The following is a 12,574-nucleotide window of genomic DNA, read 5'->3' on the forward strand; positions in this document are numbered from 1 at the left end:
TTATTTCCCTCCTTTCTTAGTGTTTTTCTTTGTAGGAAGAATTTCTCCACGATAAATCCACACTTTAACTCCTAGTTTTCCGTATGTTGTATCTGCTTCTTCCCATGCGTAATCAATGTCGGCACGCAATGTATGAAGAGGAACTGTTCCTTCAGAGTATCCTTCTGAACGAGCGATATCCGCACCATTCAAACGACCAGATACTTGAGTTTTGATTCCTTTTGCGCCTGAACGCATTGTACGTTGGATTGCTTGTTTTTGTGCACGACGGAAAGCAACACGGTTTTCTAATTGACGCGCGATTCCTTCACCGACTAATTTTGCATCTAAATCTGGTTTTTTGATTTCAACGATGTTAATGTGAACTCGTTTACCAGTTAATTTATTTAATTCTTTTCTTAGGCTCTCAACTTCAGATCCGCCTTTACCGATAACCATACCAGGTTTGGCTGTGTGAATTGAAATGTTTACGCGATTTGCTGCACGTTCGATTTCAACAGTTGACACAGCGGCATCAGCAAGTTTAGTTGCGATGAACTTACGGATTCTCAAATCTTCGTGTAGAAATTCAGCATACTCTTTTTCGGCATACCATTTAGCATCCCACTCACGGATGATGCCTACACGCATTCCAATAGGATTTACTTTTTGACCCACTGATTATCCCTCCTTATTTTTCTGATACCACAACGGTAATATGACTTGTACGTTTGTTGATTGGTGAAGCTGAACCTTTTGCACGCGGACGGAAACGTTTCATTGTTGGTCCTTCGTTAACAAATGCTTCAGAAACTACCAAATTTTCAACATCTAAGTCAAAGTTGTTTTCTGCGTTAGCAACTGCTGACATCATAACTTTTTCGATGATTCCTGCAGATTTATTTGGTGTGAATTTCAAGATTGAAATTGCTTCTGCTACGCTTTTTCCTCTGATAAGATCGATTACTAAACGTGCTTTACGAGGAGAAGTGCGAACTGTTTTCGCAGTTGCCTTAGCTGATGTAATTTGTTCTGCCATGTTAATATCCTCCCCTCAAAATTAACGTCTTGTTTTCTTATCGTCGGCGGCATGTCCACGATAAGTTCTTGATGGTGCAAATTCACCTAATTTATGTCCTACCATGTCTTCTTGGATGTAAACTGGCACATGTTTGCGTCCGTCATAAACAGCAATTGTAAATCCTACAAAACTAGGGAAAATTGTTGAACGACGAGACCAAGTTTTGATAACTTTTTTCTTTTCAACACCTTGTTGCGCTTCAACCTTTTTCATCAAATGATCATCGACGAAAGGTCCTTTTTTCAAACTACGACCCATGGTGTACCTCCTCTCAAAATATGCGACACATAGTCAATGGTTCTATTTAGTCTTGCGACGACGTACGATAAGCTTGTCTGATGCAGCTTTCTTATTACGAGTTTTATACCCCAATGCAGGTTGTCCCCAAGGAGATACAGGAGCTTTACGTCCAACTGGAGCTTTACCTTCACCACCACCATGTGGGTGATCGTTAGGGTTCATTACGCTACCACGTACAGTTGGGCGTTTACGCATCCAACGAGAACGACCAGCTTTACCGATATTGATTAATTCGTGTTGTTCGTTACCAACAGAACCGATAGTAGCACGGCAAGTAGCTAAGATCATGCGAACTTCGCCAGAGTTTAAACGTACTAATACGTATTTTCCTTCTTTACCAAGTACTTGAGCACTTGTACCAGCTGAACGGATTAATTGTCCGCCTTTGCCGGGTTTCATTTCAATGTTGTGAACAACAGTACCAACTGGAATATTTTCTAGTGGTAAAGCATTCCCGATTTTGATATCTGCATCTTTCCCTGAAACGAGTGTCATGCCAACTTCTAGACCTTTAGGGGCTAAAATGTAAGCCTTCACTCCGTCTGTATAGTGAACTAATGCAATATTCGCTGAACGGTTTGGATCGTATTCGATCGTTTGAACGGTTGCAACGATATCATCTTTATTACGTTTGAAATCAATCACACGATATTGGCGTTTGTGTCCGCCGCCTTGGTGACGTACAGTAATGCGACCGTTGTTGTTGCGGCCAGCATTATTTTTTAATGGCTCTAACAAAGTTTTTTCTGGCGTGCTAGTAGTGATCTCAGCAAAGTCAGAACTTGTCATATTACGACGGCCATTTGTGGTTGGTTTGTACTTCTTAATCGCCACGTCTGTTTCCCTCCTGTATTAATCGCTATTTCTTGTGCTTATTCAGCAGCATCGAAAAGCTGGATTTCTTTTGAGTCTTCAGTCAAAGTCACAACAGCTTTGCGACGTTTTTTCGTGAAGCCTTGATATTTACCCATACGTTTTGCTTTTGGTTTAGCATTCATAATGTTTACGTTTTTAACTTTAACGTCGAAAGCAGCTTCAACAGCTTGTTTCACTAAAGTTTTGTTTGCGCGAGTGTCAACTTCGAAAGTGTATTTCTTTTCATCCATATCTAACATGGATTTTTCAGTGATCACCGGGCGTTTAATTACGTCTAGTAAGTTCATTATGCAAGCACCTCCTCAATTTGAGTAAGAGCAGTTTGCGTTGCTAAGATCTTGTCATTAGCGACTACATCTAATACAGTAACGTTGTTTGAAGTAGTAACAGTAACGTTTGATAAGTTGCGAGCAGCTAAACCTGCAACTTCATTTTCTGTTTCTAATACAACCAATACTTTAGAATCAATAGACAAGCTACTTAAAACTTGTTTAAATTCTTTGGTTTTAGGTGCGTCAAAGCTTAAAGCATCAACAGCAACTAAGTTATTTTCAGCAACTTTTTCTGATAAAACAGATTTGATTGCTAAGCGACGAACTTTTTTAGGAAGTTTGTAGCTGTATGAACGTGGTGTAGGTCCGAAGACAACGCCACCTCCACGCCATTGTGGTGAACGGATAGAACCTTGACGAGCACGTCCAGTTCCTTTTTGACGCCATGGTTTGCGACCACCGCCGCGAACTGCGCTACGATTTTTCACAGCGTGTGTTCCTTGTCTTAATGAAGCGCGTTGCATAACGATTGCATCGTAAACAACACTTTCATTTGGTTCGATTCCGAAGATTTCTTCATTTAAAGTGATGTCACCATTTTGAGTTCCATCTTGTTTGAATAATGCTACAGTTGGCATTCCTTAGTTCCTCCTTTCCTTTAACTAATTATTTAGCTTTCACAGCTGATTTGATAGTGATTAAAGATTTTTTAGCTCCAGGAACATTTCCCTTAACTAAGATAACGTTGCGATCAGCGTCCACACGAACGATTTCAAGATTTTGAATCGTTACACGGTTGCCGCCCATGCGACCAGCAAGTTTTTTATTTTTAAATACGCGGTTTGGTGCAACAGGACCCATAGATCCAGGACGACGGTGGTAACGAGAACCGTGAGCCATTGGGCCGCGGCTTTGTCCGTGACGTTTGATAACGCCTTGGAATCCTTTACCTTTAGTCGTTCCGGTAACATCAATGATGTCTCCAGCTTGGAAAGTATCAACTTTCACTTCTTTACCTACTTCATAGTCTCCTAGCTCAACATCTTTGAATTCTCGAATGAAGCGCTTAGGAGCCGTGTTTGCTTTTGCAACATGACCTTTCGCAGGTTTGTTAGACAAAACTTCACGCATATCTTGGTAACCTAATTGAACAGCTTCGTAGCCATCGTTTTCCATTGTCTTCACTTGTAAAACAACGTTTGGAGTAGCTTCGATAACAGTAACTGGAATAAGTTCACCAGATTCAGTGAAGATTTGAGTCATTCCCACTTTTTTCCCTAAGATTCCTTTGGTCATGATTACACCTCCATCTTCTTAATTATAATTTGATTTCGATATTCACACCTGATGGTAAGTCAAGCTTCATTAAAGCATCAACTGTCTTCGGTGTTGGGTTCACAATGTCAATCAGACGTTTGTGAGTACGCATTTCGAATTGTTCGCGTGAATCTTTGTATTTATGAGTCGCACGGATTACAGTGTACAGACTGCGTTCAGTTGGTAATGGAATTGGACCAGATACACTAGCTCCAGTTCTTTTTGCAGTTTCTACGATTTTGTCCGCTGATTGATCTAAAATACCATGTTCATACGCTTTTAAACGGATACGAATTTTTTGTTTTGCCATCTTGTTCCCTCCTTCGCCTATTTTAAAAGTAGACATAGCTCCACGAAAATCTCCGTCACGCTCGTTCGTGGCAAAGCGTCCGGGCGTGTCGCAACCTCTCGTTTCAAAGCCGACGGATTCCTTTTCGAACCCCCCAATGATATTTGCACTTCTGCAAACAGCACCTTTATGATTATATTACATGAGATTAGTGATTGCAAGGATTTTCTAGGTTTTTTTGAACTTTTGCTTTGGTTTTCAGAAAATAATATATTGAAATTTCACACGCTTGCTTCTATTTATAGAATTCCACGCTGGTAAAATACTTTCTATATCCTTTAAAATGCCATAAAAATCAGTTCTTATTTGTCCTTTTATATTCAGTCAAAACAAAAAAAGAGTCGCTGAAAAATCAGCAACTCTTTACGTCCGATCATAAATTCAAATTAAAAAGTTAATTATGCTTTGATTGAAGTTACAACGCCTGAACCAACAGTACGTCCGCCTTCACGAATTGAGAAACGAGTTCCGTCTTCAATAGCGATTGGGTGGATTAATTCAACTTCCATAGTTACGTTATCACCAGGCATTACCATTTCAGTACCTTCTGGTAGATCAACTACACCAGTTACGTCAGTTGTACGGAAGTAGAACTGAGGGCGGTAGTTAGTGAAGAATGGTGTATGACGTCCGCCTTCTTCTTTAGTTAAAACGTAAACTTCTGCAGAGAATTTTGTATGTGGAGTAATTGAAGCTGGTTTAGCCAATACTTGTCCACGTTGGATGTCTTCACGTGCAACCCCACGCAATAACGCACCAATGTTGTCTCCTGCTTCAGCGTAATCTAATAATTTACGGAACATTTCAACACCTGTTACAGTTGTTTTAGCAGTGTCTTCAGCGATACCTACGATTTCAACTTCGTCACCAACGCGAACTTGTCCACGTTCAACACGACCAGTTGCAACAGTACCACGACCAGTGATTGAGAATACGTCTTCGACTGGCATCATGAATGGTTTGTCAGTATCACGAACTGGTGTTGGGATGTATTCGTCAACAGCAGCCATTAATTCTAAGATTTTTTCTTCGTATGAAGCGTCGCCTTCTAAAGCTTTCAAAGCTGAACCTGCGATAACTGGAGTGTCGTCGCCTGGGAAGTCGTATTCAGTTAATAAGTCACGAACTTCCATTTCAACTAATTCTAGTAATTCTTCATCGTCAACCATATCCATTTTGTTTAAGAATACAACGATGTAAGGAACACCAACGTTACGAGATAACAAGATGTGTTCACGAGTTTGAGGCATAGGGCCATCAGCAGCAGATACTACTAAGATAGCTCCGTCCATTTGTGCAGCACCAGTGATCATGTTTTTAACGTAGTCCGCGTGTCCTGGGCAGTCAACGTGAGCATAGTGACGGTTGTCAGTTTCGTATTCTACGTGAGAAGTGTTGATAGTGATCCCACGTTCGCGTTCTTCAGGTGCACCATCGATTGAAGCGTAATCCATTGCTTCTGCTCCGCCTTGTTTAGCAAGTACAGTTGTAATTGCAGCAGTTAAAGTAGTTTTACCATGGTCAACGTGTCCGATAGTACCAATGTTAACATGGGGTTTTGAACGGTCAAATTTTTCTTTAGCCATTTAAATTGTTCCTCCTAAGTAAATGAGATTATTTTTTATCTGATAGGTCCGCACCGCAAAAGCGCTGCGAGCCCATATCATCAGTTAATTATTTTACATGAAACGTTACTAAAAATACAGTTCTTTTAGAAAAAGCAGTCAAAAACCAATTGACTTTTAAGAATTATTCAGCTTTGCCGCCGTTTTTCTTAATAATTTCCTCTTGAACAGATTTAGGTACATCTTCATAGTGGTCAAAGACCATCATGAATGTTCCACGTCCTTGCGTTGATGAACGAAGCGTTGTTGCGTAACCGAACATTTCAGCTAACGGCACGATTGCGTTAACGATTTGTGCGTTACCATGCGCTTCCATACCTTCAACACGTCCACGACGAGCAGTTACGTGACCCATCACATCACCTAAGTAATCTTCTGGAACAGTGATCGTAACTTTCATCATTGGTTCAAGGATTGATGGGCTAGCTTTCTTAGCTGCCGCACGTAGAGCCATAGAAGCTGCTACACGGAAGGCTGTTTCATTTGAATCGACATCATGGTATGAACCATCATAAAGCTTAGCTTTAATGTCAACTAATGGATACCCAGCTAACACACCGTTTGCCATTGCGTCTTCTAATCCTTTTTCAACTGCTGGGATGTATTCACGAGGAACCACACCACCGACAATTGCATTTTCGAATTCGAAGCCTTTACCTTCTTCGTTAGGTGTAAATTCAATCCATACGTGACCGTATTGACCTTTACCACCTGACTGACGTACAAACTTACCTTCTGCATTTGTTGAAGCACGGAAAGTTTCACGATAAGATACTTGAGGCGCTCCTACGTTTGCATCTACTTTAAATTCACGACGCATGCGGTCTACTAAAACGTCTAAGTGAAGTTCACCCATACCAGCGATAACTGTTTCGCCAGTTTCAACGTTTGTTTCAACGCGGAATGAAGGATCTTCTTCAGCAAGTTTTTGTAGCGCCACACCCATCTTATCTTGGTCAGCTTTTGATTTAGGCTCAACAGCAACTTCGATAACTGGATCAGGGAATTCGATAGATTCAAGGATAACTGGTGATTTTTCATCACAAAGCGTATCCCCAGTAGTTGTATCTTTCAAACCAACAGCAGCTGCGATATCTCCTGAATAAACCGTTTCGATTTCTTTACGAGTATTCGCGTGCATTTGTAGAATACGTCCGATACGTTCACGTTTGCCTTTAGAAGCATTCAACACGTATGAACCAGAGTTTAGCACACCTGAGTACACACGGAAGAAAGTTAGACGACCTACGAACGGGTCAGTCATTACTTTAAACGCTAGTGATGAAAATGGAGCTGAATCGTCTGCAGGACGTTCAGTTTCTTCGTCAGTTTTAGGGTTGAAACCTTTGATCGCAGGTACATCAGTTGGCGCTGGAAGATAGTCGATGACTGCATCCAACATCAATTGAACACCTTTGTTCTTGAAGGCTGAACCACATAAAACTGGGTAGAAATCTACCGCTAAAGTCGCGTTACGGATACCTGCTTTCAATTCTTCTTCAGTGATTTCTTCACCTTCCAAGAATTTCATCATTAGGTCTTCATCAGTATCAGCTACAGCCTCAACTAATTTTTCGCGCCATTCTTCAGCTAATCCCTGATAGTCAGCAGGAATTTCAGTTTCTTGAATTTCTGTACCTAAATCGTTTGTGTAAATCTCAGCTTTCATTTTGACTAAGTCAATAATTCCAGTGAAATCATCTTCCGCACCAATTGGTAATTGGATTGGATGAGCATTTGCTTGCAAACGATCATGTAAAGTGCTTACTGAGTAAAGGAAGTCAGCACCGATTTTGTCCATTTTGTTACAGAATACGATACGTGGAACGCCATATTCTGTTGCTTGACGCCAGACAGTTTCTGTTTGTGGTTCTACACCTGATTGTGAGTCCAATACAGTTACTGCACCGTCAAGTACACGTAATGAACGTTGAACTTCGATTGTGAAGTCCACGTGTCCTGGGGTATCAATGATATTTACGCGGTGACCTTTCCATTGCGCTGTAGTAGCGGCAGATGTAATCGTGATACCACGTTCTTGTTCTTGTTCCATCCAGTCCATTTGAGAAGCGCCTTCGTGAGTTTCTCCAATTTTATGGATTTTACCAGTGTAGTATAAGACACGCTCTGTTGTTGTTGTTTTACCAGCATCAACGTGAGCCATGATCCCGATATTACGAGTATTGTCTAGAGAAAATTCTCTTGCCATTTCTTTGTTTGCTCCTCTCTTCTATTAAATTAGCATGGTTCGGTCAGACATCTGTTGACCTTCGTCAGCAGAAAATATCTTACCAACGATAATGAGCAAATGCACGGTTGGCTTCCGCCATTTTGTGTGTATCTTCGCGTTTTTTTACAGAAGCGCCAGTGTTGTTAGCAGCATCCATAAGTTCTTTCGCTAAGCGTTCTTCCATTGTATGTTCGCCGCGTAGACGAGCGAAGTTTACAACCCAACGCAATCCTAAAGTAGTACGACGTTCTGGACGTACTTCAACGGGTACTTGGTAGTTAGATCCCCCAACACGGCGGGCTTTAACTTCTAGTACAGGCATGATATTTTCCATTGCTTGTTCGAAAACTTCTAACGGATCATTTCCTGTTGATTCTTTGATTGTGCTAAAAGCATTGTATACAATATTTGAAGCAGTTCCGCGTTTTCCATCAACCATTACACGGTTGATTAAACGAGTTACTAGCTTAGAGTTATACATAGGATCTGGCAAAACGTCGCGTTTTGCGATAGCTCCCTTACGAGTCATACGTAACTCCTCCTTTTCGAAAATATGTCTTTATCTATTCGTTTGATTAAGCTTTAGGTTTTTTAGTACCGTATTTAGAACGGCTTTGTTTACGATCGTTAACACCAGCAGTATCTAGTGCGCCACGAACGATATGGTAACGTACCCCTGGTAAGTCTTTTACACGACCACCACGTAATAGAACAACACTATGTTCTTGTAGGTTATGGCCGATACCTGGAATATAAGCTGTTACTTCGATCAAGTTTGACAAACGAACACGAGCATATTTACGTAACGCTGAGTTAGGTTTCTTAGGCGTCATAGTCCCCACACGTGTACAAACTCCACGTTTTTGTGGTGAGTTCACATTTGTTTGAGCTTTCTTAAAGCTGTTATATCCTTTGTTCAATGCTGGTGAATTTGATTTTTCCACCTTTGATTTACGAGGTTTACGTACTAATTGATTAATTGTAGGCATTCCTTGTTTCCTCCTTCCTCGATTCGCTTCCTAGTACCACACATCCGTGTGGTTCTTTTTCTGCGATAAAAAATAATGCATCCCTGCATTCTCTATCAAGCTGTACTTCGACACAGTCAGCACGTCTCTATCGAGAGACCTGTTCACAAAGCACCTTTGATAGCATACCATGATTGATTTTAGCTGTCAACAAACTATTCAGAGTTTTTTTCTACTATTATTAATGTTGTAACCAGCCCTTTAGAAAAATATCCAAATAAGAAAATTCTTATTCGTAAAATAAATAGTTTGTTAATTCCCAGATTCCCAGCAAATAAACCGCATTCATTTTTTTGGTCTTTTTTACTTAAAAGGCTATCTTTTTTCTTTTTTTGCGATTACAATGAACGTAACTTAACAAAAGGTGGGATTTTTCAATGAATTTGAAAGAATCAGTTGGGATTGAAGCAGCAAAATTTGTCAAAGACGGAATGACCGTTGGGCTAGGTACTGGATCAACAGCTTATTATTTAGTGAAGGAATTAGGTCGTCGAGTGAATGAGGAAGGCTTAAAGATTACAGGTGTTGTGACTTCCTCTAAAACAGAAGAACAGGCAAAAGAATTAGGTATTCCCTTAAAAGCAATTGACGATGTAGAATCGGTCGACCTTACAATTGATGGTGCAGATGAAATCAGCAATGACTTTCAAGGAATCAAAGGCGGCGGTGCAGCGCTGCTCTTCGAAAAAGTAGTGGCAACCTATTCAAAGGATTGCATCTGGATTGTAGACGAAAGCAAAATGGTTAATAAGTTGGGGCAATTTCCTTTACCTGTTGAAGTCGTGCCATTCGGCAGTCACAACGTCTTTCGTCTGTTTGAATCAAAAGGTTACGAGCCAACATGGCGCATGGATGATGCTAATGAACTCTTAACTACAGATGGAGGGCATTACATTATTGACCTTCATTTAGAAACTATTGAAAATCCACATGCACTCGCTGAAGAACTTGATGCTTGTGTCGGTGTTGTTGAGCATGGCTTATTTATCGATATGATCTCTCGTGTAATTGTCGGCACTACTGAAGGGCCAAAAATTTTAGAAACTCCAGCAAAATAATTTTATAAAAATCCCTTTAAAGCATGTGATTTGATAAAAAACACACTCAATTTAATGGAAATCATGGCGGAAACATTGTACAATGAATCAGGAATTGAAAATTTCAGAAATTTCAAAGGAGAGAATGTTATGCCAAAATTAGTTTTTTCTCGTCACGGCTTAAGTGAATGGAACAAATTGAATCAATTTACTGGCTGGGCAGACGTTGACTTGGCTCCAGAAGGTGTCGAAGAAGCAAAAGAAGGCGGCCGTAAAATCAAAGAAGCAGGAATTGAATTCGATGTTGCATATACATCTGTTTTAACTCGTGCAATCAAAACTTGTGACTTGATCTTAGAAAACTCCGATCAACTTTGGGTACCAACAATCAAATCTTGGCGCTTAAACGAACGTCACTATGGTAAATTGCAAGGCCTGAACAAAAAAGAAACCGCTGAAAAATACGGTGACGAACAAGTTCACATCTGGCGTCGTTCATACGATGTATTACCTCCATTGATGGAAGCAACTGATGAAGGCTCAGCAGCACAAGATCGTCGTTATGCAATGATGGATCCTCGCGATATCCCTGGTGGAGAAAACTTAAAAGTTACTCTAGAACGTGCATTACCTTTCTGGCAAGATGAAATCGCTCCTGCTTTGAAAGACGGCAAAACTGTTTTAGTAGCAGCGCACGGCAACTCACTGCGTGCATTAGCTAAACACATTGAAGGTATTTCTGACGAAGATATCATGGACTTAGAAATCCCAACAGGTCAACCGCTTGTTTATGACTTGAACGACGACTTAACAGTCGCTAAAAAATACTACTTATAACATTTTTCCCGACTTACTAACTGAGTCGGGATTTTTCATTTAGTATCGCATCTTTTTCGCTGTCATAATCAATTTTTTATGCTAAAATAAATACGTGCTTTCTTTGCGGTCGTGGCGGAATTGGCAGACGCGCTAGCTTCAGGCGCTAGTGGTAGCAATACCGTGGAAGTTCGAGTCTTCTCGGCCGCATCATAAAAAATTGTTAAAAAGAGCAAGACAGAAAACTTTCTGTCTTGCTCTTTTTGTATGTTTTGAAAACCATAGGCTATGCCTATGGTTCCAGAGAGCTTCCAGCGTGGTATTAAAAAAGCCTCCCAAAATTGATAAACTGATGATGGTTTCCCGACCGCATCACAATCAAATTTAGGAGGTATCCTTATGATGAAGGATAAAGAAAGTTTAGCACACTCAAAATGGAGATGTAAGTATCATATTGTATTTGCACCAAAATATCGTAGACAAATCATTTATGGGAAATATAGAGAAAGTATCGGAGCAATCATCCGTAAGCTTTGCGAAAGAAAAGGGGTAGAAATTCATGAAGCAAATGCTTGTAAGGATCACGTTCATCTTCTTGTCAGCATTCCACCAAAGCTAAGTGTGGCTCAATTTATGGGATATTTAAAAGGAAAAAGCAGCTTAATGATATTCGATCGACATGCGGAGTTGAAATATCGATATGGGAATCGTAAATTTTGGTGTCGCGGATACTATGTGGATACGGTTGGTCGAAATAAGGAACAGATAGCAGAATACATTCGTAAACAACTCAAAGAAGATCATGTAGCGGACCAGTTAACGTTGTTTGAAGAAGTAGATCCATTTACAGGAGAAAAAAACAAGAAGAAATAAAGAGAGATTCTTTTAGAATCAGCGAGTAGATGTGGTGCGGGAGGAAGCCTTCAGATGGCCTTTCAGGCCAAGGCCGGTAATAGAGGCTTTCAGCCGAAGAGCAAACCACCCGTTTCACGGGTGGTTTTGATTACTCATGATTCAAAAAACTCGCTACTTTTGTCGCAATCAGATCGATAGCTACATGATTTTCTCCGCCTTCTGGTACGATGATGTCTGCGTAGCGTTTGGTCGGTTCAATAAATTGGTGGTACATCGGCTTAACTACTGTCAAGTATTGGTCGATAACTGATTCTAGAGTCCGACCACGCTCGTTCATATCTCGTTTGATACGACGAATGATCCGAATGTCATCATCAGTATCTACATAGATCTTTATATCCATCAAATCGCGTAAACGTTCGTCCTCAAGAATTAAGATCCCTTCCAAGATAATGACCTCTTTGGGTTCTTGCACATAGACTTTTTCACTGCGGGTATGCTTTACGTAATCATAGATCGGCACTTCTACCGATTGGTATTTCGTTAACTCTTTTAAATGCTCGATTAATAAATCTGTGTCAAACGCAAACGGATGATCATAATTTGTTTTTAACCGTTCCTCAAAGCTGATACCGCTTTGGTCCTTATAATAAGAATCGTGCTCCAGCATCATAATCGAATGATTGGGAAACCGATTGTAAATCGCGCGGCTAACACTTGTTTTTCCACTTCCCGAACCGCCCGTTACACCAATAATGATCGGCTTGTTTTCCATGCAAATAAAACCTCTTTCGTTTTTCATTAGTCCT

The 12,574-nt window shown here is 40.5% G+C and carries 16 protein-coding genes and 1 tRNA gene; 4 read left to right on the forward strand and 13 right to left on the reverse strand.

Annotated elements, in window-relative coordinates; translation table 11 throughout:
- The 12 genes from rpsC to rpsL all read right to left on the reverse strand — a co-directional run bounded on the left by rpsC (position 1) and on the right by rpsL (position 9,018).
- Entirely contained in the window at positions 1-657 is a 657-nt protein-coding gene (gene rpsC / locus IGI67_RS10715) for a 30S ribosomal protein S3 (RefSeq protein WP_088934192.1), read from the reverse strand.
- 13 nt (positions 658-670) lie between these two features.
- Complete coding sequence (rplV, locus tag IGI67_RS10720; RefSeq protein ID WP_010742755.1) at positions 671-1,018, reverse strand: 50S ribosomal protein L22; 348 nt, start codon at positions 1,016-1,018, stop codon at positions 671-673.
- A 21-nt stretch (positions 1,019-1,039) separates the two neighbouring features.
- Entirely contained in the window at positions 1,040-1,318 is a 279-nt protein-coding gene (rpsS, locus tag IGI67_RS10725) for a 30S ribosomal protein S19 (protein WP_010742754.1), read from the reverse strand.
- A 42-nt stretch (positions 1,319-1,360) separates the two neighbouring features.
- On the reverse strand, positions 1,361-2,194 hold the full coding sequence (gene rplB, locus IGI67_RS10730) for a 50S ribosomal protein L2 (protein ID WP_207107470.1): 834 nt from the start codon (positions 2,192-2,194) through the stop codon (positions 1,361-1,363).
- A 38-nt stretch (positions 2,195-2,232) separates the two neighbouring features.
- On the reverse strand, positions 2,233-2,523 hold the full coding sequence (locus tag IGI67_RS10735) for a 50S ribosomal protein L23 (RefSeq protein ID WP_010782060.1): 291 nt from the start codon (positions 2,521-2,523) through the stop codon (positions 2,233-2,235).
- The gene (rplD, locus tag IGI67_RS10740; protein WP_207107469.1) at positions 2,523-3,146 is read right to left on the reverse strand and encodes a 50S ribosomal protein L4; all 624 of its coding nucleotides are present in this window, start codon (positions 3,144-3,146) and stop codon (positions 2,523-2,525) included. Before rplD ends, IGI67_RS10735 begins: the two co-directional genes overlap by 1 nt.
- Positions 3,147-3,174: 28 nt before the next feature.
- Positions 3,175-3,804 carry a 50S ribosomal protein L3 gene (gene rplC, locus IGI67_RS10745; protein ID WP_207107468.1) on the reverse strand — a complete coding sequence of 210 codons (630 nt, stop codon included), beginning with the start codon at positions 3,802-3,804 and terminating at the stop codon, positions 3,175-3,177.
- A 22-nt stretch (positions 3,805-3,826) separates the two neighbouring features.
- On the reverse strand, positions 3,827-4,135 hold the full coding sequence (gene rpsJ / locus IGI67_RS10750) for a 30S ribosomal protein S10 (protein WP_010756438.1): 309 nt from the start codon (positions 4,133-4,135) through the stop codon (positions 3,827-3,829).
- Positions 4,136-4,572: 437 nt separating this feature from the next.
- Positions 4,573-5,760 carry an elongation factor Tu gene (gene tuf, locus IGI67_RS10755; RefSeq protein WP_207107467.1) on the reverse strand — a complete coding sequence of 396 codons (1,188 nt, stop codon included), beginning with the start codon at positions 5,758-5,760 and terminating at the stop codon, positions 4,573-4,575.
- A 163-nt stretch (positions 5,761-5,923) separates the two neighbouring features.
- Entirely contained in the window at positions 5,924-8,008 is a 2,085-nt protein-coding gene (gene fusA, locus IGI67_RS10760; RefSeq protein ID WP_207107466.1) for an elongation factor G, read from the reverse strand.
- A 79-nt stretch (positions 8,009-8,087) separates the two neighbouring features.
- Complete coding sequence (rpsG, locus tag IGI67_RS10765; RefSeq protein ID WP_088935882.1) at positions 8,088-8,558, reverse strand: 30S ribosomal protein S7; 471 nt, start codon at positions 8,556-8,558, stop codon at positions 8,088-8,090.
- Between the two features lie 46 nt (positions 8,559-8,604).
- Positions 8,605-9,018, reverse strand: coding sequence for a 30S ribosomal protein S12 (rpsL, locus tag IGI67_RS10770; protein WP_010742744.1), 414 nt, complete (start codon positions 9,016-9,018; stop codon positions 8,605-8,607).
- 416 nt (positions 9,019-9,434) lie between these two features.
- Here rpsL and rpiA point away from each other — a divergent pair, with 416 nt between their 5' ends.
- The 4 genes from rpiA (at position 9,435) to tnpA (ending at position 11,783) form a co-directional block, all read left to right on the forward strand.
- A complete protein-coding gene (rpiA, locus tag IGI67_RS10775) occupies positions 9,435-10,115 on the forward strand; it encodes a ribose-5-phosphate isomerase RpiA (protein WP_429957687.1) in 681 nt (226 codons plus the stop codon).
- Between the two features lie 129 nt (positions 10,116-10,244).
- A complete protein-coding gene (gene gpmA, locus IGI67_RS10780) occupies positions 10,245-10,931 on the forward strand; it encodes a 2,3-diphosphoglycerate-dependent phosphoglycerate mutase (protein WP_207107464.1) in 687 nt (228 codons plus the stop codon).
- Positions 10,932-11,036: 105 nt separating this feature from the next.
- Positions 11,037-11,120: transfer RNA gene (locus tag IGI67_RS10785), tRNA-Leu, on the forward strand.
- A gap of 189 nt (positions 11,121-11,309) precedes the next feature.
- On the forward strand, positions 11,310-11,783 hold the full coding sequence (tnpA, locus tag IGI67_RS10790; RefSeq protein ID WP_429956784.1) for an IS200/IS605 family transposase: 474 nt from the start codon (positions 11,310-11,312) through the stop codon (positions 11,781-11,783).
- Positions 11,784-11,913: 130 nt separating this feature from the next.
- Here the strand turns inward: tnpA and udk are convergent, their stop codons facing one another.
- Entirely contained in the window at positions 11,914-12,540 is a 627-nt protein-coding gene (gene udk / locus IGI67_RS10795; RefSeq protein WP_207107463.1) for a uridine kinase, read from the reverse strand.
- Between the last annotated feature and the right edge of the window lie 34 nt (positions 12,541-12,574).

The sequence above is a fragment of the Enterococcus sp. AZ196 genome (assembly GCF_050498845.1).
GTDB lineage: Bacteria > Bacillota > Bacilli > Lactobacillales > Enterococcaceae > Enterococcus_A > Enterococcus_A murrayae.

Excerpts from the sequence above, each read along its gene's own strand:
- tnpA (WP_429956784.1), top strand. The coding sequence starts at position 11,310 with ATGATGAAGGATAAAGAAAGTTTAGCACACTCAAAATGGAGATGTAAG.
- fusA (WP_207107466.1), bottom strand. The coding sequence starts at position 8,008 with ATGGCAAGAGAATTTTCTCTAGACAATACTCGTAATATCGGGATCATG.
- rpsG (WP_088935882.1), bottom strand. The coding sequence starts at position 8,558 with ATGACTCGTAAGGGAGCTATCGCAAAACGCGACGTTTTGCCAGATCCT.
- IGI67_RS10735 (WP_010782060.1), bottom strand. The coding sequence starts at position 2,523 with ATGAACTTACTAGACGTAATTAAACGCCCGGTGATCACTGAAAAATCC.
- tuf (WP_207107467.1), bottom strand. The coding sequence starts at position 5,760 with ATGGCTAAAGAAAAATTTGACCGTTCAAAACCCCATGTTAACATTGGT.
- gpmA (WP_207107464.1), top strand. The coding sequence starts at position 10,245 with ATGCCAAAATTAGTTTTTTCTCGTCACGGCTTAAGTGAATGGAACAAA.
- rpsJ (WP_010756438.1), bottom strand. The coding sequence starts at position 4,135 with ATGGCAAAACAAAAAATTCGTATCCGTTTAAAAGCGTATGAACATGGT.
- rpiA (WP_429957687.1), top strand. The coding sequence starts at position 9,435 with ATGAATTTGAAAGAATCAGTTGGGATTGAAGCAGCAAAATTTGTCAAA.
- rplV (WP_010742755.1), bottom strand. The coding sequence starts at position 1,018 with ATGGCAGAACAAATTACATCAGCTAAGGCAACTGCGAAAACAGTTCGC.
- rplC (WP_207107468.1), bottom strand. The coding sequence starts at position 3,804 with ATGACCAAAGGAATCTTAGGGAAAAAAGTGGGAATGACTCAAATCTTC.
- rpsS (WP_010742754.1), bottom strand. The coding sequence starts at position 1,318 with ATGGGTCGTAGTTTGAAAAAAGGACCTTTCGTCGATGATCATTTGATG.
- rplD (WP_207107469.1), bottom strand. The coding sequence starts at position 3,146 with ATGCCAACTGTAGCATTATTCAAACAAGATGGAACTCAAAATGGTGAC.
- udk (WP_207107463.1), bottom strand. The coding sequence starts at position 12,540 with ATGGAAAACAAGCCGATCATTATTGGTGTAACGGGCGGTTCGGGAAGT.
- rpsL (WP_010742744.1), bottom strand. The coding sequence starts at position 9,018 with ATGCCTACAATTAATCAATTAGTACGTAAACCTCGTAAATCAAAGGTG.